At 36.3% G+C, this 24,250-nt stretch carries 15 protein-coding genes; 5 read left to right on the top strand and 10 right to left on the bottom strand.

Annotated elements, in window-relative coordinates; genetic code table 11:
* Positions 1 to 12: 12 nt before the first annotated feature.
* The 4 genes from DFQ02_RS09545 (at position 13) to DFQ02_RS09530 (ending at position 6,875) form a co-directional block, all read left to right on the top strand.
* Positions 13 to 582, top strand: a complete 570-nt coding sequence (locus DFQ02_RS09545) for an RNA polymerase sigma factor (RefSeq protein ID WP_116524204.1) — start codon at positions 13 to 15, stop codon at positions 580 to 582.
* An 89-nt stretch (positions 583 to 671) separates the two neighbouring features.
* Positions 672 to 1,808 carry a FecR family protein gene (locus DFQ02_RS09540; RefSeq protein ID WP_116524203.1) on the top strand — a complete coding sequence of 379 codons (1,137 nt, stop codon included), beginning with the start codon at positions 672 to 674 and terminating at the stop codon, positions 1,806 to 1,808.
* Between the two features lie 159 nt (positions 1,809 to 1,967).
* Positions 1,968 to 5,342, top strand: coding sequence for a SusC/RagA family TonB-linked outer membrane protein (locus DFQ02_RS09535; protein ID WP_181896388.1), 3,375 nt, complete (start codon positions 1,968 to 1,970; stop codon positions 5,340 to 5,342).
* Between the two features lie 12 nt (positions 5,343 to 5,354).
* Positions 5,355 to 6,875, top strand: coding sequence for a RagB/SusD family nutrient uptake outer membrane protein (locus DFQ02_RS09530; RefSeq protein ID WP_116524201.1), 1,521 nt, complete (start codon positions 5,355 to 5,357; stop codon positions 6,873 to 6,875).
* A gap of 128 nt (positions 6,876 to 7,003) precedes the next feature.
* On the opposite strand, the gene DFQ02_RS09525 is transcribed toward DFQ02_RS09530, so the two are convergent.
* The 8 genes from DFQ02_RS09525 to DFQ02_RS09490 form a co-directional block, all read right to left on the bottom strand.
* Positions 7,004 to 8,593, bottom strand: a complete 1,590-nt coding sequence (locus DFQ02_RS09525) for a sulfatase (protein WP_116524200.1) — start codon at positions 8,591 to 8,593, stop codon at positions 7,004 to 7,006.
* Positions 8,594 to 8,615: 22 nt separating this feature from the next.
* The gene (locus tag DFQ02_RS09520) at positions 8,616 to 10,403 is read right to left on the bottom strand and encodes a glycoside hydrolase family 43 protein (protein ID WP_116524199.1); all 1,788 of its coding nucleotides are present in this window, start codon (positions 10,401 to 10,403) and stop codon (positions 8,616 to 8,618) included.
* Positions 10,404 to 10,418: 15 nt separating this feature from the next.
* Positions 10,419 to 11,675: a Gfo/Idh/MocA family protein gene (locus tag DFQ02_RS09515; RefSeq protein WP_116524198.1), complete on the bottom strand. Its 1,257-nt coding sequence runs from the start codon at positions 11,673 to 11,675 to the stop codon at positions 10,419 to 10,421.
* A 10-nt stretch (positions 11,676 to 11,685) separates the two neighbouring features.
* On the bottom strand, positions 11,686 to 13,023 hold the full coding sequence (locus DFQ02_RS09510) for a Gfo/Idh/MocA family protein (RefSeq protein WP_116524197.1): 1,338 nt from the start codon (positions 13,021 to 13,023) through the stop codon (positions 11,686 to 11,688).
* A 2-nt stretch (positions 13,024 to 13,025) separates the two neighbouring features.
* Entirely contained in the window at positions 13,026 to 14,423 is a 1,398-nt protein-coding gene (locus tag DFQ02_RS09505) for a 3-keto-disaccharide hydrolase (RefSeq protein WP_116524196.1), read from the bottom strand.
* A 144-nt stretch (positions 14,424 to 14,567) separates the two neighbouring features.
* The gene (locus DFQ02_RS09500) at positions 14,568 to 15,965 is read right to left on the bottom strand and encodes a BNR repeat-containing protein (protein ID WP_116524195.1); all 1,398 of its coding nucleotides are present in this window, start codon (positions 15,963 to 15,965) and stop codon (positions 14,568 to 14,570) included.
* A 13-nt stretch (positions 15,966 to 15,978) separates the two neighbouring features.
* Positions 15,979 to 17,490 (bottom strand): nucleoside hydrolase-like domain-containing protein, encoded by a 1,512-nt coding sequence (locus DFQ02_RS09495; protein WP_116524194.1) that lies wholly within the window; start codon positions 17,488 to 17,490, stop codon positions 15,979 to 15,981.
* 70 nt (positions 17,491 to 17,560) lie between these two features.
* Complete coding sequence (locus DFQ02_RS09490) at positions 17,561 to 20,407, bottom strand: alpha-L-rhamnosidase (RefSeq protein ID WP_245940249.1); 2,847 nt, start codon at positions 20,405 to 20,407, stop codon at positions 17,561 to 17,563.
* Positions 20,408 to 20,581: 174 nt separating this feature from the next.
* Here DFQ02_RS09490 and DFQ02_RS09485 point away from each other — a divergent pair, with 174 nt between their 5' ends.
* Complete coding sequence (locus DFQ02_RS09485) at positions 20,582 to 21,472, top strand: hypothetical protein (protein WP_116524192.1); 891 nt, start codon at positions 20,582 to 20,584, stop codon at positions 21,470 to 21,472.
* A gap of 15 nt (positions 21,473 to 21,487) precedes the next feature.
* Here DFQ02_RS09485 and DFQ02_RS09480 read toward each other — a convergent pair whose 3' ends face one another.
* Together DFQ02_RS09480 and DFQ02_RS09475 are read right to left on the bottom strand one after the other, a co-directional pair.
* Positions 21,488 to 22,711, bottom strand: a complete 1,224-nt coding sequence (locus DFQ02_RS09480) for a mandelate racemase/muconate lactonizing enzyme family protein (protein WP_116524191.1) — start codon at positions 22,709 to 22,711, stop codon at positions 21,488 to 21,490.
* A 15-nt stretch (positions 22,712 to 22,726) separates the two neighbouring features.
* On the bottom strand, positions 22,727 to 24,187 hold the full coding sequence (locus DFQ02_RS09475) for a sulfatase family protein (protein ID WP_116524190.1): 1,461 nt from the start codon (positions 24,185 to 24,187) through the stop codon (positions 22,727 to 22,729).
* Positions 24,188 to 24,250: the final 63 nt, after the last annotated feature.

Raw genomic sequence — 24,250 nt, 5'->3', positions numbered from 1 at the left:
TCAATTAATAATATGAACCCGAGAGAAATTCTTTTTGAAATACGAAATAAGAATCATTTAGCTTTTAAAGAACTTTTTCAAGAGCATTATTTCGAGTTAGTTGTTTACGCAAACCAATATTTGTTTGACAAAGGCTTAAGTGAAGATATTGTTCAAGATGTGTACGTTTGTCTTTGGGAAAAAGCTGAAACTATTGAAATAAAAACAAGCCTAAAAGCATATTTATATGCCATGGTAAGAAACCAGTGTTTAAATAAATTAAAAGCGCTTAAAATATCTTACACGGATGATGTGTTCATTTTAGACTATGCTAACAAAAATGTTCAAACCCCCTATACCTTAGAAGATAACAACAAACAAATTCTTTACCAAAGAGTTTTGGAATCAATAGAAAGTTTACCCAACAAAATGAAGCTGATTGTAAAGTTGCGGTTTGTTAATGACTATCAATATAAAGAAATAGCAAACGAACTCAACATATCTGTAAACACTGTTAAAACTCAATTAAAACGCGCCAAGGTAAAATTAGCACAGTTTGTCCTATTTACTACCACCTTCATTTTAACAATACTGCAATTCTAGATAGAATAAAGCACTTTTTTTTATAAGTTTTTGTCACCCTTTTTAAGCATTCTTTTGTCTATTAATAAATCATCATTGATTTTAACACTATGGATTTTAAACTAATCATAAAGAAAATAAAACAAACGCTTTCTGAAGAAGAGGAGAAAATTTTTGAGACTTGGTACAATGAATCACCAAAACATCGTGATTATTTTAAAAGAGTTCAACGAAATTGCAATAGAGGTATTGACACCGTCAATTTAGAAAAGGGGTGGTATAAAATTTCAAAAAGAACTGATATACAAAAAAGTGTTTCAAACTTTAAATATGCAGCAGCTGCAGCCATATTTATTTCTTTGGGAAGTTTGTGGTATTTCAATTCCCTAAAGGATAAATCTAAAATTCATCAGGAGTATGAAGTAGCCAAAGACAACCCAATAAAAATAGGAACTGATAAAGCAACCTTAACACTGGATGACGGATCAAAAATAGCTTTGGAAAAAGGTATGGTTTATAATAACAAAGAAGCCTCTAGTAATGGCGAACAGCTTATATATAAATCGGCTAAATCTCCATCTAGTGATTTGATTAAACAAAACATACTAACCATCCCAAGAGGAGGACAATTCTATTTAGTACTTGCAGATGGCACTAAAGTTTGGATGAATTCTGAAACCAGGCTTAGATATCCAGTAGCCTTTACTCCTAATAAAACCAGAGAAGTTGAATTAGTTTATGGTGAAGCTTATTTTGAGGTGTCCCCAAGTACAAAACATAATGGTTCGGGTTTTATTGTGCATTCTGAAGGCCAAGATGTACAAGTTCTAGGTACTCAGTTTAACATTAAAGCCTATAAAGACGAAAACACAATCTTTACTACCCTGGTTGAAGGAAAAGTGCTAGTTGACAATTTTAATAATCAGTATCAAAAACTAGTACCAGGTGAGCAATCAAATTTAAACCTTGGTTCTAAAAGCCTAAGTGTTACCAAGGTAGACGTTTACAATCAAATATCTTGGAAAGATGGCTTATTTAGTTTCAAAAACACCTCATTAAAAGAGATTACAAAAGTATTATCCAGGTGGTACGATGTCTCCATAACTTTTGAAGATGAAACAAAAGAAACTATAGAGTTTAATGGTGTTTTCAGGAAAAACTCAAACCTAAAACAAATCTTAGATATTATTCAAAATACTAATGAAGTAAAATACCGTATAACCAATAAAACTATAACTATGATATGATAACAAAAAAATGGGTGGTGTCTAGACCTGGAAAATTTAAACAACCACCCGAGATTCATTAAAAATCAATTAACTAATTATTAACGAATATTCAAATTTATGAAAACCAAGCTAAACTGGTGCTGTTTTTCACGTCTAAAAGCACCTCTACTTTTTACCATGAAAGTTCTTATATTTTTCTTTTCATTCTTAACTTTTGCCTTAAGCACTGAAAATGGATTTTCTCAAGACGAAAAAATCACCTTTCCTGAAAATGCAATAATGTCCATTGAGGAGGTTCTAGATGTTGTAAAAAAACAAACAGAATACAATTTTATTTATCGATCAGGAAGTTTTGATAAAACCCCAAAAATTAAAGTTAAAAAAGGGGAAATCAAAATAGTTGACCTGTTCAGAGAAATATCAAAACTAAGCCACTATAATTTTAAACTCACAAAAGAGGGCGCTATTTATGTTGAAGAGCCTGTTAAAGAATTAAGTACCAAAAAAGATATTCAAAAAACTGTAACGGGTACGGTGTTAGATAGCAATAACACCCCTTTACCAGGAGCAAACATTATTGAAAAAGGAACTAGTAATGGTGTTACATCAGATTTTGATGGAAATTTTTCGCTTAATGTTTCATCAGATAATGCCATACTTGTTATCTCTTATATAGGCTTTACTACTAAAGAAGTTACCGCCAATACCTCTACTCCAATTACTATTAGACTTATAGAGAATGCTGCTGGTTTAGATGAAGTTGTAGTTGTTGGATATGGTTCGAAAAGTAGAAAGAAAATAACATCTGCAATTTCTGAAGTAGATTTAAAAGGGGCTCAAGACATGCCCAATACTACAGCTGGTCAAGCTATGCAAGGTAGAGTATCTGGTGTTATTATCAATGATAATTCTGGAACACCTGGAGAAGCCCCTGCAATACGAGTAAGAGGTATTAGTTCTATTAATGCAGGAACCCAACCATTAGTTGTAATTGATGGTTTTCCTATAGGGAATGGTATTCCTCAGAGTCTTAATCCTAATGACATAGAATCAATCACAGTTCTAAAAGATGCAGCCTCAACATCCATTTATGGAGCAAGAGGTTCCAACGGTGTAATTTTAATTCAAACTATAAAAGCAAAAGAAGCCGAAACTCAATTTACCTACTCAGGTTCTACAGGTATTCAAAGTGTTCCAAATGGTTGGAGACCTAAAGTATTAAATGCCCGTCAATATGCTCAGTATAATGCAGAAAGAGTTGCAGAACTTAATGACCGTAACGGTACAAACAACGCTGTTCCTCAAATTTACCTCGATGCTTTAAATGACCCTAATCTTAAAACTGTTGATTGGCAAGATTTCATTTTTAGAGATGCACTCTTTCAAGATCATAACGTCACTTTTAGAGGTGGTAACAGTAAATTTAAAGGAGCTGTATCAGGAGGTTACCTAAGTCAAGAAGGGGTGCTTATTAATAGTGATTTTAAAAGATACTCCTTACGAACAAATTTAGACGCCAATGTAAAAGATTGGTTAAAAGTTGGTTCTAACGTAGCCGTTTCATTTTCTGAAAATAACTTATTACCAGAAGATGGCTCTAGAGGTATTATAATGAAAGCAATAACCTCCAGTCCGCTAAAGTCTCCTTATGATGAAAATGGAGATATTATCCCTTTTATAGCGGCAGATTCCCCTGGCTACTTTGCACGAGCAAACCCGCTTTTTGAAGCTTTGGAACGTAAAAACAATACTATTCAAAGAGACATCAATGCTAGTATTAACTTAGACATTACCTTATTGCCAGGGTTACATTATAAACCACAATTATATGGTCGTGTATTAACTATAGAACAGAACACCCTTACACCAACTACTATAGGACAGTTTAGAATTGGTAATGCTTCTAACTTATCGCCAGGCGCCCCTCCGTTTGTAAATACAGCCACTAATTCAAAAAGAGATATAACAAATTGGGGAGTTGACAATCTCCTAAGTTATGATAACATGTTTGGAGACCACTCTGTTAGTGCCTTATTAGGATACACAGCTCAAAAACAATCTGGCGAGAACACCAATGTTACAGGGAGAGGTTTCCCGAGTGACGATGTTTTGAATTATCTAGAGGCTGCTGAGGTTACTGCTGCGGTAACCGATGGAAGTAACTGGTCTTTAGCCGCGTTTTTTGCGCGTGTGGGATATGATTATAAATCAAAATACCTTGTAGAGTTAAATTTTAGAAGAGAGGGTTCGTCTAGATTTGGAACTAATAATAAGTATGGAAATTTCCCCTCTGCTTCTGTTGGTTGGCGAGTATCTGAAGAAGACTTCTTTCCTGAAGATGGTATTATAAATGAACTAAAGCTTAGAGGTAGTTATGGTATCACAGGTAACTCCGCAATCGGTGATTTTGATCGTTTTGGTAACGTAATTTCAATTCCTAATGCAAATGATTTAAGTAATAATTTTAATTATGTTCTAAATGATAATGTTGTTCTAGGGAAATCTTTAACGTCTTTACCGTCAAGTACATTACAATGGGAAACCAGTACGCAACTGGATATTGGAATGGAAATGGCATTATTTGATAGTGCGGTAAGCTTAAATGTGAGCTATTTCAAGAAAACCACAGAAGATATGCTTTTTAATTTATCAATTCCAGCGGTTTCTGGTTTTGGTACTGTAAGAACCAATGTTGGTGAAATGGAAAATACTGGATTAGATCTAGAACTAGGGGCAAACCTTTACAGTGCTGATGGTAATTTTTCATGGAATGGTAATTTAAATTTATCTTTTTTAAAGAATGAAGTAACGTCGTTACCTGATGAAATTTCAGAAATCAACTCAAGGTTTAATGTTACCAGAGTAGGCTTACCAGTTGGTTCGCTTAGGGGCTGGACAGTTGATGGCATATTTACCACACAAGCACAGTTAGACGACCCTAATTTAGGGGCTGCACCAGGCTCAAGAGACTTTGGAGCCTATATTTTTAGAGACATTAATGAGGATGGTACTATAGATGGGTTAGATCAGTCAGATATAGGAAATCCACATCCTAAAGTTATACTTGGGTTTAACAATGTATTTAACTATAAGAATTTTTCATTATCAGTTTTAGCAACAGGTATGTTTGGGTATGACATCTTACCACAAGCAAATGAAGTTTTATACAATGCCAAAGGACGTTGGAATGTGAGTTCAAAGTTCTTGAACAGATTCATTTCACCAGATGAGCCTGGAGATGGTTTAATCCCTGGAATTCATTTTCGAAACACACATCAAGCCGGAACACATTGGCTTGAAAAAGGAGATCACCTATGGATAAGAAATATCACATTTGGTTATAAACTACCACAAACACTTTTAGATAAGGTTAATTTTTTAACTGAAATGAGATTATTCCTCAGTGTACAGAATGCTGCCAAATTTACCAACTATAGTGGTTGGAACCCTCAAGTAAGTCGTTTTGGAAATAATGTACAACAACTAGGTATTGATGAATTTGGATACCCTACCAACAGAACATTTACGTTTGGTGCTAACATTAAATTTTAAAAAGAAGATACAATGAAAATATATAATTCAATTTTAAGGTTAAGAAATGTGTCATTTCTTGTTATCGTTTTCGCCATTACTGGTTGTAACGAAGAGTTTTTAAACATCCCACCTGAGACTTTTCAGACAGATGGTAATTTCTACAAAACTGAGGCAGATTTTGAACAAGCCACCATTGCTGTTTACTCTGCACTACAGAAATATGTAACAGATGCTTATATTTTCGAAGAAGTAAGATCTGACAATACCATGCCCGACCAACTTCTTGATGGTGGTCAACTTGGTGGTAGCCGACAATTCAACTTTATAGATCGCTTTACTATGGATTCTGGAGCATTTTGGATAAATGTATATTGGACTTTAATTTATGATGCCATTAAAGATATTAACTTTACCCTATCTTTTTTAGAAGGTGCTGATCTTAATGAGGACTTTAAAAAGCGCACCGAAGCAGAACTTAAATTCTTTAGAGCTTATTTTTATTTTGTCGCCGTTCGCTATTGGGGAGACACTCCCTTGGTATTAGAACCTATAACATCTCCTGAACAAGCATTTGCAATTACTAGAACTCCTGCTAATACAGTTTACGAGTCTATTATTTCTGATGCTAACTTTGCTGTGTCTGCTTTACCAGTATCCTACTCTGGAAGCGATGTAGGAAGAGCTACTCAAGGAGCTGCTAGAATGTTACTAGCTAAAGTATATTTAACCAGACAAGACTATGCCAATGCGCAATCCCAACTAAGCAGTATTATTGGTTCTAATCAATATAGTTTACTAGATGATTATGCAGCAGTTTTTGATCCGTCAAACAAAAACCATGATGAATCTATTTTTGAAGCACAATTCAAAGAAGGTCCAGAAGGTGAATCTAGTAGATTTATTTACACGTTTGCGCCATTAGATTCTAGAGGTGTGGTTGTTGTAGGTCCCGATGGGGGGGGTGGAAGAAATATTCCTACAAACAGTATTGTTAACGCTTATGAACCTAATGATTTAAGAAAAGATATCTCTGTAGCCTATTTTGACAGAAACCCAAGCCCTGTTTGGTATATTAAAAAATATGATAATGATTCAGATCCTGAGTTTGCTAGAACACCAGATAATTGGCCAATTTACAGATATGCTGATGCTTTACTCATGCAAGCAGAAGCCATCAACGAGCAGGGATATCAAACCGATACACCTTTTAATTTACTCAATATGGTAAGAACACGTGCTGGTTTACCTGCATTGACTCCTACAGATTTGCCAAATCAAGCCGCTTTTAGAGATGCTATTGCTCAGGAAAGACGAGTTGAACTAGCCTTTGAAAATCATCGTTGGTTTGATTTGGTAAGAACTGGTAAAGCTGTTGAAGTAATGACTGCACATGGTCAAGAAGAGCTTGCAAACCCAACTATGCCTTCATCAGACATTGTTGGTATAGAACCAGAGTCTTATATAATTACGGCTGATGAGCTACTCTACCCCATCCCCATCAGAGAATTAGAAGTTAGCCCTAATTTGCAGCCACAAAATCCTGGATATTAATATGATTAAAATAAATGTAGTAGTTAGTTAGTTTTGTTTTAGTTTTTTTGAAAAGGAGATGTTCATATTTCATCTCCTTTTTTTATTTACACTCTTAATCTTAATGGCATAGACAAATACAAAACTGCTTAATCCTTATAAACCTGACTACCCCACCAATCATCATTAGGTTTAAAATCTGGAGATAACATTTCCAGTCTTTGCGCTTCCAAATTTGGTAGTTTTTTGTTTACCATATTTTGCAAATATTGTTTGCGCTTAGTAGCGTTAAACTCGGTATCTGTGATTGGATAGGCCGCATTCACTTCTTTTAACCATGTGAGAAGTTCATTTTTTAAATTATTAGCGATATCCGAATACTGAGATATTACATTCTCATTATCTTTTTCTTCGGAAGGTAACTTAAACAATTCTTCCCGTCCGTCTTCCCAGTAATGAATAAGCTTCCAACCATTTTTTTGTATGATGGAAGAAGGCTCTCCTCCTTGATTACCATAATGCGGATAATGCCAAAATAAAGGTCTATTGATTTCTTTTTGAGATCCCTCAAGTAAAGGCTTTAAACTTACACCATCTAAATGTTGCTCATTTTTTAAGGGAAGATTTGCCAAATCCAACAGCGTAGGATATAGATCGGTACTCACCACAGGTACTTCCGTAGATTTTATGTAGTTTAACCAAGGTACCTTAACAAAAAAAGGTTCTTTTATGCCACCTTCCCATTGGTAGCCCTTACCACCTCGTAATGGCAAATTACTAGTGGCATAGTTATCTCCCGAGGCAACACCACCATTATCTGAGGTAAATACCACAATGGTATTTTCATCCAGTCCATTATCTTTTAATGCTTTTAAAACAACACCAACCGCATCATCCATAGATTCCACCAAACCACCATAAACAGGGTTATCCTGAATTCTTCTAATGGGCAATACACGTTCCATCTCGTAACCAGTTTCGGCAATCCCCATACTATCGGCCTTATTTCTGTACTTAGCCCATTTTTGTTGCGTGGTTTGCACGGGTGCATGCACTGCATAAAATGACAAGTATGCAAAAAAAGCAGAGTCTTTATGTTTAGTTATAAAATCTGCCGTTTCGTTTGCTAACCGCATAGTTAGATTTTCGCCTTTTTCCTTATTTTTTAATTTAGGATTACTCCAAGGCGAAAAGAAACCACCCCTTGGTGACCCTGCATCAATACCTGCAATATTAATATCAAAACCATGATCTTCTGGATAAGACCCTTTGCCTCCTAAATGCCATTTACCTGCAAAAAAGGTTATATACCCATGCTCTTTAAACGCTTCGGCAATCGTTACATCTTCATTTGGTAATTGCATCACATAATTTGCTGGCAACATTTTATCGTGTCTGTTTCTTATACGCCATTCTTCTCCTGCCTTTGCCCCTATCCAATCTGTTATGCCATGACGTGCCGTAAATTTACCAGTCATGATACTAGCTCTAGATGGACTACAAACCCTACTTGCTGCATAACCATTGGTAAACATAACCCCTTCGGTTGCCAATTTATCTACGTTTGGTGTTTCATAAAAATCACTTCCTGTGACACCCAAATCGTGATAGCCTAAATCATCAACCAAAATGAATAACACATTTGGTTTTTTATCAATTTTAACGACATCTGGTTGGTTGCTTTTACAACATAAAACGGTTAACAATAGAGCAATTTGCAATAACTTTATATACTTCATAAGTAGTTTTTAATTTAAATTTTTATTCTTTTGCGGCTTTTGGCCCATCGTAATCATAGGTAAACCAATCAACATCAATGTAGCCAGCATCTTCTTTTTCGTTCCATGAAAAGAAGCCTAAACGGTCACCGGTCCATTTACCAAACGCAATAGTGAAGGTTGGCCCAAAATCTGAATAATATTCACCATCTACACTATATTCGTAATTCGCTTGATTACCATTATTAGTAGTGCGTACGTAAAAATCTGGACCAACAATCTGTGGACCTTGTGTTTTTTCACCAAACGTATCCATATAAAAAATGTGCTTTTCTCCGTTTTCATCCACCTCAATACCTAACAAATTAAACACACCTCCGTAGCGCACAAAGCCTGCCAGTTGATGTGGTTGCATACCAGAAATATCGAACTTTGCCACCGCAGTTCCAGTGGTTGTGCCCATAATACGTTGACTTAAGGTATTGCATGCACGCCAAAAATCGGAATCGGAACCATCGTTGTTAGTCCACTCATTAATATTTGGCCCATAGCCTTTTTCGTTAGGTAATACTTTACTTGCTTTTAGACGCAACCAACCAGGACGTTCTGTTAACGACCAGTGTGAAATTCTAGGGTTGTGGTTCCATTCCCATTGAAATCCTAGTTTTGGGGACGAAAAATCATCATCGGAGCTTGGTGCAGTAATCGGGAAGCCATCAATTGGCTTTTTGTATTGTTTTACTGGCTCTCCAATACCATCATTATCTTCATCAACCCCAATAATTGGCCAACCATCTACCCAGTTTACAGGCTCTAAACACTGTGGGCGCCCCTGAAATGGAATGGTGTCATTTTGAATAAGTTGATGCATATACCACCACGATTTATCAGGAGCTTGCATTAAAGCTCCTTGACTAGCACTACGATCATTAAACGCTGTACCTTTTTCTAAGACAGTTTTTACTTCGTAAGGACCATAAATACTTTCTTTGGAACGCAGTACGATTTGTTTTCTATCGTTTTTAGGATTTTTAACCCCAGGTTTTGTAGAACGGTCACCCATGGTCCATTGTGCCAAAAAGATATACCAAATACCATTTATTTTATAAATTTTGGCAGCTTCTGCACCCATACCTGTATAAACTAATTTACCTTCGTCTAGGATTTTTGTACCATCCCAACTCATTTCATATATCCGATTTTCGTTGCCTTCAATTTTGTTATCTGGACTTTTTTGTTTGCCTGCTGTGTTTACTATAACATATGCTTTATGGGTCTCTTCATCCCAGTACACAGCGGGATCATCTAAAACTTCCGACTTAGGCAACATAAAAATTGGTTTACTCCAAGGTCCTGTAATATATTTTGCTGTTGCAACCATTAAACCATGTTGGTAATCTATTTGGTAACAGTACCAAGTGCCTTCATGATAAGCTAAATCGCCTGCCCAAGTGCCAAAAGAATAGCCATTCATTCTATCCCAATTGTATTCTGGTGCCCAAGACAAACTATCAAACACATGCCCAACATTGGTCCAGTTAACCATATCTTTAGATTCCAAAACAGGCATTCCCGGAGACATGTGTTGTTTGGAAGTAATCATATAATATGTGTCTCCCACCTGTTCTACATCAGAATCGGGATAATCCGCATTTAGCACAGGATTGATGTAAGTACCATCGCCTTGGTCACCAAAGCTTCCTGTTTTAGCCGTGGTTATTTTTTGAATAACTGTAGTTTCTTTTTTTTCTGTTTTAGACTGGCATGACACCAAAGTAAATCCCAATACAAGAGCACACAGACCCAATATTTTACAATCTATTATTTTCATTCAGATTATTAATTTCTAGATATCATATTCAGGCAACCATTTTACAATTTTTTCATTACGAATGGCATCATTTGCCAAATGAACCGAAATGGCACTTTGGTAGCCATCCTTTAGTCCTAATAACAAATCTTCTTCACCTTTTATGGCTGCTACAAAATTTTTATACAAACGCCAGGTAACGTTAAAATTATCATTGTCTGTTGGATATACAATATGCTCGTTTTTGGCTGGGTAAATTTTTCTTTTTTTATCGTTATCAAGTATCTTAATTGAAGCTCCCGTTACACTATCCACACTATCCTTCCATTTTTCGTCAACCTTTTTACCCTCCGGAATAATTTCGGCACTATTCATACCATGACATATAATGGTTGCTTTATCTCCATAGATTTTCATCTGATACCCTTCGTAACTATTACTTAATTGAGAATAAAATCCTACCTTAACACCATTGGGGTAATCAAACAAAACATTCACATTATCAAACGTTTCACGTCCATCTTTCCAATAATCTATCCCTCCAGTACCAACAATTTTTGTTGGATGTGCTCCCAATAAGTTATCTACCATATTTAATAGATGAGAACCTAATTCAGCTACTAATCCTCCTGAGTATTCTTTGTACATACGCCAATTCATTTGACGTTCAAGGGATTGGTCTGGTAACTTTCTTCGCCAATTACTATGTCTATCCCAATAACAATCAATGCGCGTAATAGTACCACAATATCCTTCATTGATAATGTTTTTTATGGCATTAAAAACTGGATGCAATTGATATTGATAGGATACCTGAAAAACTTTATTGCTTTGATCTCCTCTTTTCTTAATCTCTTTGCATTGATCTATGTTGTAGGCTAAAGTCTTTTCACATAAAATATGTTTATCTGCTTCAAATGAAGCCATGACTATTCTAAAATGTTCATGCAATGGTGTTGCAATGATTACAGCCTCTATATTTTGTAATGTTAAAAGTGCCTTAAAGTCAGTAAACGTTTTTACTTCATTTGCTATATATTGTTTAGCAGTATCCATTTGAAATTCTAAAGTATCACACAATGCTTCTACTTTAATCTCAGGCACAAACTCTAATGCTTTTAGTATGCTTTTCCCACGGTTTCCTATACCAATAAGACCAACCTTAATACGTTCTGAATCTGGAACTTCAGCTAATTTAAAATTCTCTTTAGAATTACAAGCTACCAACCCCAGACCAATAGCCGTAGCAGATAGTGAGCTTAATTTAATAAAGTCTCTTCTCGTTCTTGCCATTAAATGTAATTTATAACTTAGGCTCCCAGCCTTTGGCGTACTCTCTACCCCAAAGTTTCATGGCATCCTTATCTAACATTTTACCAGTTTTGGAATCTACTTTAAAGTCTTTATTAATACGATATCCCACATTACCATAGTGTACTAATGCCATACTAATTGAGGCATCATCTATTGGAGCGAATAAAGACGCTTTGCCCCTAATGGCGTCGAAAAAGTTCTCTACATGCAACGTGGTGATACCACCACCGCCTCCAAGTGCTAAACCACCTTCTTTACTTTTGCTATCTACAGTTTTGACTAGTTCTCCTTTGCGGTCGTAAAGATGGTACAAACCTCTATCAACAAAAACAGTACCCTCGCTACCATAGATAATCGTTCCGCGCCCCGCTCCATAAGTAGAATATGAATTTCGGCTTTTACCATCCCAAACTATCGTGGTATTATTATCGAATTCAAATTTTGCTTCCATAGTATCATACATTTCCCACCCATCGTTAATGAATGCTGTTTTTCTACCATCAACCTGAACAAAATTTGGATAATCAACGCCTAGTGCCCAACGTGCTACATCTAATTCGTGTGTGGCATTATTTCCTAACTCGGCTGTACCGTAATTCCAACCATACCAATGCCAATTATAATTCCATGTTTCTGAGGTATATTCTCTTCTCACTGCTGGCCCTTGAAACAAGTCCCAATCTAAACCATCTGGAACTGGAGCTGGCTTTTGTAAAGGCACTTCGCCTCTTCTATTATTATAGAAAGCCAAGGCTTTATATGGTGTACCGATGATACCGTTTTTGATTTCCTTAACAATTTCAATGGTATGTTCTGCCGAACGTTGTTGGTTACCCATCTGTACCACTTTGTTGTACTTCTTTTGGGCTGCAACTAGTAGTTCATTTTCGGCCATATTATGGCTACAAGGCTTTTCTACATAGACATGTTTTCCTTCTTTTAATGCCATAATAGATCCTGGTGCATGCCAATGATCTGGGGTAATATTAAAAAATGCATCGACTTGCTTATCGGCCAAAACCTTACGAATATCATTTTCTAGTTTAGGTGTATAATCTAATTTGTCTGATAACGTTTTAGCCGCTTTAAGGCGTTGACTTTCCATAACATCACACAGATAAACCAGTTCTACATTATTTTTTGCCATGGTAATGGGGGTATAAATACCTCCTACTCTGCGTCCTAAACCGGCAATGGCGACATAGATTCGATCGTTTGCACCTATAATCTTCCTATAACTTTGAGCAGACATTGAAAGACCTCCCGCTATTATTCCAGCGGTGCCAGCCGCCGTTTTCTTAATAAAATTCCTTCTTGAAGTACTCATAATTATAATTCTTTAATTTTTATATTTTTATAAAACACCTGATCTCCATGGTCTTGAAGCAGGATGTTTCCTGATTCGGCTTCACCAAAATTTGGCCAATCTTTGTATTTACTCGCCGCTACCTGGTCTCTCCATTGTTGACCGCTACGATTATATTTCACTACTAAAATGTCATTTAGATAGTGCTCAACATCAGCTCCATTGACTACAATTCTTGCACGATTCCAAATGTATTTACCCTCGTGCACACTGACAAGTTTTTTATTGTAAGGTAAATCGGGATTAAATTTTTGAGCATTCGCCGTGATGATATCATATAGTGATGCTAAAGTTCGGTTGCCATCCTTCCCCCTTTTAGCGTCTGGATGCCGTTTGTCATCCAGTATTTGAAACTCACATCCGATGGATGACCCTTTACCTTTGTTGAGTTCTGTATCCACAAAATATTTGATACCACTATTAGCCCCTTCAGTCAATAGAAAATCTACTTGCAACTCAAAGCTTGAGTACTCTTTAATAGTTACTATATCGCCTCCATTTTCAGACTCTTCTCCTCCTGAATCTGCTACAATTAGCATGCCATCTTCAATAGACCAACCTTCTTCGGGAAATGCATCTAGTTTAGCGCCTCTCCAACCTTCAGTTGTTTTTCCATCCCAAAGGAGTTTCCAGCCTTCTGCTACTTCTCTTTCGGAAAGCTGATTGGTGAGGTAACTATTTTGGGCAATAGGTGTTTCAATCACCTTTCGGTTTTGCTCTAAATTCGTTGTGCATATTTTGATATTCTTGAATTTCACCTGCCTGCCTTCAATCTCCTTTTTCTTTCCTATGGAATGCACCTGTAACCCGATAAATCCAGAGTCATCCATATCATCAACCAAGTCTGCAGTTTGTACTCCATTAACCCAAACTCTGAGGTTGTTTCCGATTGCTTCAATTCGAAACGTATTCCATTCGTTGAGTTTGAATGCATTCTTTGCTTCTGGATTTCGTTCAAGATTGTACAACCATTTTCTTCTGGCCTCATCATAAATACCACCCGTCCATTTTCGCTTAGACGGATCCATTTCCATTTGATAACCATGCACCCTACCATCCATATAGTCAGGTCTGCTCTGAGCTCTGAACATCACCCCAGAATTCGCATCATCTTCAAGGTAGCTTTCAAATGTGAGAATAAAGTCTGAATATGATTCTTTAGTACACAGAAATGTATTTGGTGTATTTCCTACGTAAGTTCCCACAATTACACCATCTTCAACAGTAAAAGGTGCTGTTCCATTTTTAACTTCCCAACCCTCTAGGTTTTTGCCATTAAAAAGCGGTACAAAATCACTCTTTTCAACTTTACAGGATGATACAATGCTCAATAAAAGTAAGCCCATTAAAAAGTTTTTCATTTAATTAAATTTAATTTATTTGTCATTTAGTTATTATATGTTTCACTCAGAAACCAATTCATAAATAAAGAGAATCCAGTCCTATTCTAAAATAATCAGCAGCCTGATGATTAAGTTTAAAAAGCCGCATAAAGCTACTTAATTCTACTGTATTTTAAGTAATATTAATTCACTAATGGGCCCCTCTGGAATAACTTTAGGTGCATGCTGCCTAAAGCCACCATGTTTGGCTTCCCATTTCAGTACATATTTTGAATTATCATTAACAATTTTCCCCTTATCATAAGCCATTCTAACCAGCATACCCTCTCTATTGGTTAAAGGTTTTTCTATACCTTTAGGGTGTTTAAGCTGAATTTCAGCTGTACCATCGATATGCTTCAAAGTTTCTAAATCCATTAAATACTGACCTGATTCACCCTTTTCCGTTTCCCAATCTATTGCCAATATATTATCGTTTGAAACACCAACAAAATCAAATTTACCTCCAATAGTCATAAAAGCACCACCATCAACAAACTTCCATCTAAAATCCCAATTTGATATTTTCTTTGAAACCCACTTGCCTTCTACCAATTTTGCTAGATACAATTGTGTCAATCCTTGTTCATCATACTTAGTGTAACCAATTATAGGTTCATCATTGTGTGTTAAAAACAATTTATACCTACTATTATGCAAACCACCTTTTGATGGTGTGGCATCCACCATCACCTTTTCGTCTTCGGGTTTAAACGGTAAATTCACTGTTTCTCCTGCACCATTTACCCAATTCACCAAATCGGGAGTTTTTGCATAGGCTATATTATGGCTGGTCTCCACAGCTGGGGTCCAGCGCCACATCCAAACAAAGTGGAAATCGCCTTTAGAATCTTTAACCCACTTGTGGTAAGCAGCTCTATCATCATCTTTTTCAATGCCTTCAAATAATGGTTTATTTAAATAACGTTCCCATCGTTGTTCTTTTGGTAAAAAATGATTGATTAAAATATTACCGTTGCCACAACTCCCTGACCTATAAGAAAATAATAGTTTTCCAGATTTATCATTAAAAAACTTAGGATATGTTACCCTTGTTTCATCATCACCTACCATGGCATTTAACTCAACCATAGTAGTGATATCCCAAGGTTTTTCACTTTTAAAATAAGCCAAAGGGTCTACATGCATATTGCCACTCACATGAATGTACCCCATTTCATCAATACCCAAACTTACATAATTATGAGAATCCCAAATAAGCTGGTTAGGTAAGGTTTTTTTAATCCATTTATCGCTATCCAACTGCCTTGAAGCCACAGTCATCATTCTATCTCTATCAAAATAGGCCACATACTGTTGATTCCCAACCGTTTTTAAATCGAAAGCAACGCCATTGGCAGCCCAGACAGAATCGACAGTTATTTGCTCAACAATGGTGGGTTCCTTTATATTTTCTTCAATTACTTCTGAGGAAACTACTTCAGTTTTTCCTTTATGTTTGCATGAGTTCCACAACAAAAACAAGCCACCAACTAAACCATAAATCACATATCTCTTCATCGTAAATTCATTTTTAATTAACCTTAATTACCACACGCCTATAATCGACTAAAGGAACTATTTTATTATCATCCCAAACTTCAAGTATCAGATGCAACACTTTACCTTGCGCATCATCTGGAGTTTCAAACGCTATTTTACTCGCTGAAGCATTTTCAATAGGGAGTGCTTTGTTATATGGCATATCCCCTGCTTCTGAGTATATAAACCAATTATAACTCAAACTATCATTGTCAGGGTCTGTGGACATTGACGCATCAAAAGTCAATGTTTTACCTGTTCTACTTTCCAAAAATAAAATAGCATCACTTTCATCACCATTGATTACTGCTGTAGGGTAATGACTAGCTTCATCAAATAGCTTTACACACCAATCCATTCTTGCTTTAAAATCATTCCACATGGCTTGTCGCCATCTGAATATACCCACATTTTTATCGGCGTATTGTTTACCTGTTTCAGGGTCTGTCCATCTGTCCTTAGCGTCAGTGTACATCGCCCAAGTCCTAAACTGTGCTTCTTCTTTAGCCACAAAATCAAATCGCGCTGGAATATTCTCTACTTTTTCAAGGGTGTATCTTCCGCTCCAACCTCCCCAAGTTTGCTGTGTAGGGTCTGTTAGCCCTGTAGATACAAAGCGCATCCATGGTATGGTTCCGCCTCCTTCAATGAAATTGGGCAATGCTTCTGTGAAATAGGCATTTTCATTTATATAAGCTCTCACAGGATACAGTTCACCTAAAGGTCCATGCCCTGTCCTTACGTGTTCATTAGCCCAATCGTCTTGTCCTTTGGCACTATAATCAAAAGGCTTCCAATGATGAGGACCTAAGTCATGCGCCCAAGGCCCACCATAAGCTTTGGTTTGGTAAATACTTCGAACCCAATGGATGTTTGGAAACTCCCTACACGTCCAAGCCCCAAGTGTACTTTGTCCAGCATTTTCAAATATGTAAAGCTTCTTTATAGCTGATTCTAATTCAGCTTCACTATGGGTTGATCTGTAGTCTAAAAGAGCTTGAGCTATGGTTCCAGCGCCTCCATTACAAATGATATGAATGGGTCTATTATCGTCCTTATTTAAGGCTTCAATTATCAAATTAGAACCCTCTGTGCTTTTTCCTTCACCAATACCTATGCGCCTGTTGTCTGGTTGGCCAACCACCACAATACGCCTTAAATACTCTGGGTCATGCCAACCACTAGCATGTAGCTTTAAATTGGGTAGCACCTTTTCATAGGCATCTATAAGCTCATGAAATAATTCAGGTTTTAAAGTTTGATATTCCGGATTTGGATGATTTAAACCTCGAAACGGACTGGAAACCGCTATAAGACCTTCTAAATCGAAAGTATTGGAACACATCAACATATGTAACATTTGCTGAACCTCATCCGGTTCATTACCCATATCGGCAAGAATAATGACTCTAGACTTTTCAATGTTTTTAAATTCCATTTCAGGAGCACATCCAAAAAAGGAAATGATAAAAACAATAATTAATATGGGTTTAAATGATTTCATAAGCAATATTTCAACTTAAATATTCTATATAACTGACTTAAAACACACCAACATCATAAAATTTTATGAGTTAAGATTTTGAATAAGTTATTTCATAATCTCCAGAACCAATAATTACATTTGAGTTTTCCTCAATTTCTAAATTGTATTCACTTTTCGCATCAGCAAATGATTTTCCATTAATCACTAATGATTCTAATTCTTCCTGACTTAAAACTAATTTAGCTTTGGTATTGAATGGTACTTTAAGATTCATTTTAAACGTATTGTTTTCAAACTTCCAAGCATTATGTATGGTTCCATAAGGCGTTGGCACCTCAACAGTTGTACTTGTTAGTTGAGATGGAAATTGCGGGTTAACAACAAACTCTTTAAAACCAGCGTTTTCTGTAGATGTTTGTATGCCTCCTAAACTCTCATAAAAATACGTTGCAAAACCCGTATGCATGGGGTGATTTAAAGAATTGGTTGGCCCTTCCATGTCTTCCCAAACAAACTGACGCTCTGGCCATGTTGTAAAACCTGAATTCATAACATACGTTTGACTAGGAAACTCGGGTGTGGTTAAGATATCATAAGCTAAATCGGCTTTTCCGTAGTTAGACAAAACGGTATAAATATATCTGTTGCCATGGATTCCCGTGGAGTGATGCCCGCCTTTAACAGCAACAATATCGTGCACCAATCCGTTTACCACATTATCGACCTCATTTTCTGGTACGATTCCAAATTGTAAGGCTTGTACCGTTGCTGTTTGACTTTGATACCATTTGTATTTTGTACCCGGAATTTCAACCAAAAATTCTTTATTAAAAGCTGTTTTTAAAGCTTCTTTTTCTTGTTTCATTTTCAACTCATAATCTGTATCATTATTCATCTTAGCAAATCGTTCCATAATACCCAAGACATCATAAAAATAAGCATTCGCCGAAATGATTGGATCACACTCCATAGCAGAAGGGTTTAATCTTCTATCCCATCGTGGTGGACACCAATCGCCCATACCATCTTGCATAATTCCATTTTCCCCTTTATAATTTAGATAGAAATCTGTTAAGCCTTTCATGGCATCGTAATACTCTAAAACAATGTCATCATCTCCATAAAATTTGTAGTTGTACCAAGGCAAATACATGGTGGCTACACCCCAATCTATTTTTGCATAGGTAGAGGTGCGTTTTCCTGGAGCAATCATGGTGGGTACTTGAAACTTTATTTCTGGATTATTATACCCTTTTGTTGGTCGCATTTGTGTACGGATGTCATCCATATATTTCTTGTAGAAATCGTACATATCGTAATTATAAAGTGCATACTCACAAAATGCATGGGCATCACCCAACCAACCACATTTTTCACGGTGTGGACAATCTTCTGGTATGCCATGAATATTGTCTACAATAGTCCATTTACTAATACTATGCATTTTGTTCAACAGTTCATCAGAAGAGCTAAAACTTCCTGTTTCCTGAATATCTGTAGCGACTAAAACTGCTTTAATCATATTAGCATCTGGTTTTGTAGAAACACCTTTCACTTTAGCAAACCTAAAACCATGATAGCTAAATTTTGGTTCCCAAGATTCTAGCTCACTTCCTTTACAGATGTATTCATAAATTTGAGGCATTCCGTTAGCACCCCCACCTGTGGATCCCAAAAAGATATCACTTCCATCGGTCAATAACGCTTCTGTAGTGATTACTTCAATAAATTGGCCTTCTTTCTCTTTAACGTTTAACTTAATCCAACCTGCAATGTTTTGACCAAAATCTACAATCCATTCGCCATCGGCACCTTTAAAAACGTTTTGAGGTTCCAATTCTTGCAATTTTTTAATTGGTGGGATTTGTTGCGCACTAAACTTTTTAATTTTTGGTGAAGCTTCTTTAGCATTACCCCAGTCTGAATCGTTGTAATCCTCTGTTGTCCAATCACCAATTTCGAATCGTGCATCATAAGTGTCGCCACCATAAATATTATTAAAAACAATAGGTCCTGTAGATTCTTTCCAAGACGCATCAGTATAAAAATCGGATTCAGAACCGTCAGCAAATTTCAACTTTACTAAACAACGTACCGTTGGTGGTCCAAAAGCTAAATCTCTATCGGATTCAGGGTCATTTTTCCAAGAAATATTTTGTCCGTAAAACCCATTTCCCAAATTAATTCCAAAAGCATTTTTACCGAATTTTAGATCATCGGTAATATCATAATTCACATAATAAGCTTGCTTATCATAATTTGACGGTGCTGGGTCTAACACATGGTCGCCCACCTTTTCACCATTTAAAAACAATTCATAATATCCCAATCCACAAATGTAAACTTGCCCATTCTCAATATCTTTTTCAACATTCAATTCTTTTCTAAAATAACTTGCAGGAAACCCCTCTACAGGAACTGGCTTATCCATGCGCCCTGTTTTATAATCTCTAAAGCGATATTCTGAAGTTCTGGTATCCTTATTTAGGGTAATCCATTTGGCTTCTCCCCAATTAGCTTCATTCATCAACCCCATTTCAAAGGTTTGAACATCAGACCACCTAGAAGATGTTCCTTTCTCATCCCAAATCTTTACTTTCCAAAAGTACTTTTTAAGAGCCTCCAGAGCTTCACCTTCAAACTTTACATGTGCAGATTGAGTACTTTTTATTTTTGAAGAATTCCAAATATCACCCTCATTATTATTCAACTTATCTTCTGCAGAGGCCACTAAAATTTGATAGGCCGATTGGGACTTGTTAAAACCTTCAGCATTAACCTCCCATGAAAAAACAGGAGTTTCACTCTCAATGGTTTGTGGATTTTCTTTGGAATTTACCAATACTTTGTTAAAAACCAGAGTACCTTTGGCTTCATATTTTTCATTACATGATACGGTTAATACCAGTAGTAACAAAACGTATAGTTGTCTCATTTTCATATTATAAATTTTAATTTAGAATTTATGTTCGAAAAATAATATAATTATTGGGTTCCATTATCCTGCACCCTCCCGCTCTGAGTAAAGAAAACTAGATGGAACAGGATACTAATATTTTACCAAATTTTTACCTTTAACTCTAAATAAGAGCATGAACTCAATAAAACAATGACAAAGCATCTATTAAAATACCGTATTAGAGGTACAATTGTACTAAGCATTTTTCTACTTTTTTGTATATCCTGCTCTAGTAAACCTACCTCTGAAGTAGAACAAGAAGACTCTGCCACTGAAGAACCCAAAGACAGCATAACGCCTGAGAATAATACACCAACTAATCAAAACTGTGATGACCCCTCAGATTTTCCAAATCTTGGACCTAGTGCCTTAGGGTCAAAATCCTGTGATGATGTTTCTAACCCAAACAATAAAGGCACCTTAGATTGCAGAACCGATAGTACTCTTGGAGGGTATGAAAACTTGGCTGATGGTTGGGGTAGTTATAAAATTATTGGTGGCCCCATCCGGTACGATGGTACAAAGACTCGAGTAGAACGCTTTTTCAAACGCCTACAACAAGGTACCAATAAAAAAATGATTCTTTCTGGGTCGTTAAAAATTATTGATTTAAGCGATGGAAATACTTGTATCATACAATCACATGCTAATGGGGATATATTAAAAGGAGAGGAAGCTGGAAGCGCCAACCGAAGCGCTCAATTTTTAATTTATGCAAAAAAAGGCGCTAATAACAAAGTACAACTTGAAACTCATACTACTACAAATCCTTACACCTCAGATACTGGTGGAGCAAGAGATGTAAAAGATTTTACAACGTTAAACTATCATCAAGATTATGATTTTGTTTACGAAACTGGTTACGATGCCGACGGCACAGCATTTTCAAAAATAAAAATAGGGAATATTAAAGTATTTATTGAACACAATCATACCACAGAAGACGTTGTTACACGCTATGGTGCTTATGGCGCAAGTGATGAGGGTGATGTTACGGCTCACGTGGAATTTAAGGATGTAGAATTATGTCGAGTAGAATAATTCAATTTTAATTTGCTAAACATCGATATAACGACTACAAAAAGAATTTAATCTTTTTTCATCCAGCTCTAGTCCAAAACCTGGTTTTGAGTTCATTTTATAATAACCATCACTTCGTTTGGTAGTAGAAGATTTTAATACACATTCCATATAGTCTTTAGAATCCTCTTCTTTCTCAATAGCCTCCACCCAAGTGGCCCCTGCTCCAATAGCTATTTGTTGCCATGCAGAACATGCAGGTCCAACTAAACTATCATCACCAATCATTACTTTTGCCCCCATGTCTTGTACTTTATTTACCAACAGTGCAGTATGGTTGAAACTCCCCATAGTAGAAGGATGAAGATTGATAATTCGCCCCATGCCTTTTTGTAGTTTATCTACACCCTCCCAAGCGGGTCGCATAGGTGCATCTGGAATTAAGTCTAAATCTCTAGTCGTATTTTGAAGTGCAATCCATTGTTCTGTGGTTAATGGTGCAGGGTCTTCAACAGCATTAAGTCCATTTTCTCTAAAAATGTTTAGAATCTCAGCCAATTCTTCTAACGATTTCCATTTTTTATACCCTTTATTGACATCAGAAATCACCACAGCCTTTTCACCTAAAACCTCACGAATAATTCGCAATAACTTGAGATCGACCTCCATATCTCCATACATTTTAAATTTCATGTGATGCCCTAGGTTTTGCTCTAAACTTTTTTGAGCTTCTTCTCTAACCTTATCTTCATCTTTATGTAAAATACAATATAACCCAGGCACTGGCTCTCGATGATTTAAACCAAGTAGCTCTATAGCTGGCTTATTTTCTAGTCTTCCTGCTAAATCAAGCAAGCCCATATCCATTAGCTCCAAAAATTTTAAAGATGTTTTTGAGCCTTTTACTTGTTGCGATTGTAATAACTTTTGCGCTTCTACAATACTTAAACCCTTGAATTGTTTCACATAATGTACCCATGGACTCAAATCAACATCTGGATTATTTCTGGAAGCAGGAATTTCAGACCAACCATACTGGTCGCCCGCAGTTATTCTCATAAATATGTGCTGACGATTCAACCATGTACCAAAAGAAAAATATCGCGGAATATTAATATTGTACTGATAAAATTCAATCCTAGTGATTTTTAAAGTCAATACATCTTTATTACTAATACATGATGACAGTAAAGGATATGATAAACTGAACAGCCCTAGACTAGAGATACCTTTGATAAAATTTCTGCGGTTAATTTTCATTATTAAAGTCTAGGTTTACCAAGCGTCGTTCATAGAGGTTAGTAATTCTGCTAATTCAACTTCCATTTTATGGTCAAGATTAGGGTTTTTACCCCAAATATTGGTCATTTGATAAGGGTCTTTGGCATCATGATAGAGGTAATGAAACTTCTCATCATTTTCACCCTTTACCACAGCATAGGTATAATCTTTGGTTCTAAACCCTCGAGTATCTCCTTTTGATGCAAAACTTTTTCCTCCAAAGTACAGTTGCTTCTCTGGACGAATGACTTCTTTATCGAAAAATAGATTAGAATAATCTAGACCTTCAACAGCATCTGGAATTTTATTCTTTAAATCCATTAACCCTAACAGTGTTGGCATATAATCTGGTACAGAAATTAACAAATCTTCTGTTTTGGGTTTGAGCTTCTTCGGATAATGCACAATAAAAGGTATGGCATAAGCTTCTTTAAACCATACGTTTTTGTGCATCAAGCCTTGGCTTCCTAACATTTCACCATGATCGGCAGAAAACACAATAATAGTATTGTCATATAATCCTGAGGTTTTTAGTTGTTCTATAACTCTCCCTATTTGGTCGTCTACACCATTAACTGAAGCAAAATAGTCTTTAGCTTCATGTAATCGGGCCTCTACACCTTTATCACCGCGTTTCAACTCATGGTTATCGCTAAACTGAACGTTTGGACGATTTAATACTTCTTTATAATCCAAACCTTCATAGCGTTTTTTATAACGCTCTGGAACTTGGGTAAAAGGTGTGTGGGGTGGATTGATAGACCAAAATAAGGCAAACGGCTCATCATTTTTACGTTGATTTTCGTTGTTTTCTAAATAATTAATAACCACATTGGCTTCGTGTTCTGCCGACCATTGTTTAGGGTATACTTTATCTTCTTCCCCGCCATCGGTGGTCCAATAATACGGGTCGTTATGCCTGTTATGAGTACCGTAAGCATACCAAAAAGAGAACCCATGTCTTCTATCTGGTGGACACCACGTATCCCAAACGCGTTTTACATCGGGTGGTGTTGGCTCTGGACCGTCTAAATGCCATTTACCAACATAACCTGCGCTATAACCATTATTAACCAAAACATCAGAAATACAAACTTCATCTTTTTTTAAATAATTGCCGTACGCTGTTCTTTGTGAGTTGCAATTTTCTACAACTCCAGTAGAAAGCGAATAGCGGCCGGTCATGAGCATAGCTCTATATGGACTGCATAATGGATTATTTGAAACAGCTTCACTAAAAAACACCCCCTCTTCAGCGAGTTGATCTATGTTTGGTGTGTGCACAGGGTCTTCATTTAAAAACCCTAAAGAGGCTTGCCTGTATTGGTCGGCAAAAATAAATAGCAGATTAGGTTTTTGCTCCTTAATATTTTCTTCGGAGGTTTTATGTTTACATGAGAAAACCACCAAAATCAATAATAATAAAAGATAAATTTTTTTTGTTTGATGAGTCATTATTTTGAATTCAACTTGGATATTAATCTAACTTTTGAAAAGTATAAAACAATAGCAAGTTGA

It is taken from the genome of Seonamhaeicola aphaedonensis, assembly GCF_003386195.1.
Lineage (GTDB): Bacteria > Bacteroidota > Bacteroidia > Flavobacteriales > Flavobacteriaceae > Seonamhaeicola > Seonamhaeicola aphaedonensis.
Note: the sequence above shows the minus strand (reverse complement) of the source record. Positions and strands in the feature narration are given on the sequence as shown.

Bases quoted from the DNA above. Each gene is read 5' to 3' on its own strand.
- DFQ02_RS09475 (WP_116524190.1), bottom strand. From the start codon at position 24,187: ATGACTCATCAAACAAAAAAAATTTATCTTTTATTATTATTGATTTTG.
- DFQ02_RS09545 (WP_116524204.1), top strand. From the start codon at position 13: ATGAACCCGAGAGAAATTCTTTTTGAAATACGAAATAAGAATCATTTA.
- DFQ02_RS09500 (WP_116524195.1), bottom strand. From the start codon at position 15,965: ATGAAGAGATATGTGATTTATGGTTTAGTTGGTGGCTTGTTTTTGTTG.
- DFQ02_RS09480 (WP_116524191.1), bottom strand. From the start codon at position 22,711: ATGAAAATTAACCGCAGAAATTTTATCAAAGGTATCTCTAGTCTAGGG.
- DFQ02_RS09520 (WP_116524199.1), bottom strand. From the start codon at position 10,403: ATGAAAATAATAGATTGTAAAATATTGGGTCTGTGTGCTCTTGTATTG.
- DFQ02_RS09540 (WP_116524203.1), top strand. From the start codon at position 672: ATGGATTTTAAACTAATCATAAAGAAAATAAAACAAACGCTTTCTGAA.
- DFQ02_RS09530 (WP_116524201.1), top strand. From the start codon at position 5,355: ATGAAAATATATAATTCAATTTTAAGGTTAAGAAATGTGTCATTTCTT.
- DFQ02_RS09495 (WP_116524194.1), bottom strand. From the start codon at position 17,490: ATGAAATCATTTAAACCCATATTAATTATTGTTTTTATCATTTCCTTT.
- DFQ02_RS09485 (WP_116524192.1), top strand. From the start codon at position 20,582: ATGACAAAGCATCTATTAAAATACCGTATTAGAGGTACAATTGTACTA.
- DFQ02_RS09505 (WP_116524196.1), bottom strand. From the start codon at position 14,423: ATGAAAAACTTTTTAATGGGCTTACTTTTATTGAGCATTGTATCATCC.
- DFQ02_RS09510 (WP_116524197.1), bottom strand. From the start codon at position 13,023: ATGAGTACTTCAAGAAGGAATTTTATTAAGAAAACGGCGGCTGGCACC.
- DFQ02_RS09490 (WP_245940249.1), bottom strand. From the start codon at position 20,407: ATGAGACAACTATACGTTTTGTTACTACTGGTATTAACCGTATCATGT.
- DFQ02_RS09525 (WP_116524200.1), bottom strand. From the start codon at position 8,593: ATGAAGTATATAAAGTTATTGCAAATTGCTCTATTGTTAACCGTTTTA.
- DFQ02_RS09535 (WP_181896388.1), top strand. From the start codon at position 1,968: ATGAAAGTTCTTATATTTTTCTTTTCATTCTTAACTTTTGCCTTAAGC.
- DFQ02_RS09515 (WP_116524198.1), bottom strand. From the start codon at position 11,675: ATGGCAAGAACGAGAAGAGACTTTATTAAATTAAGCTCACTATCTGCT.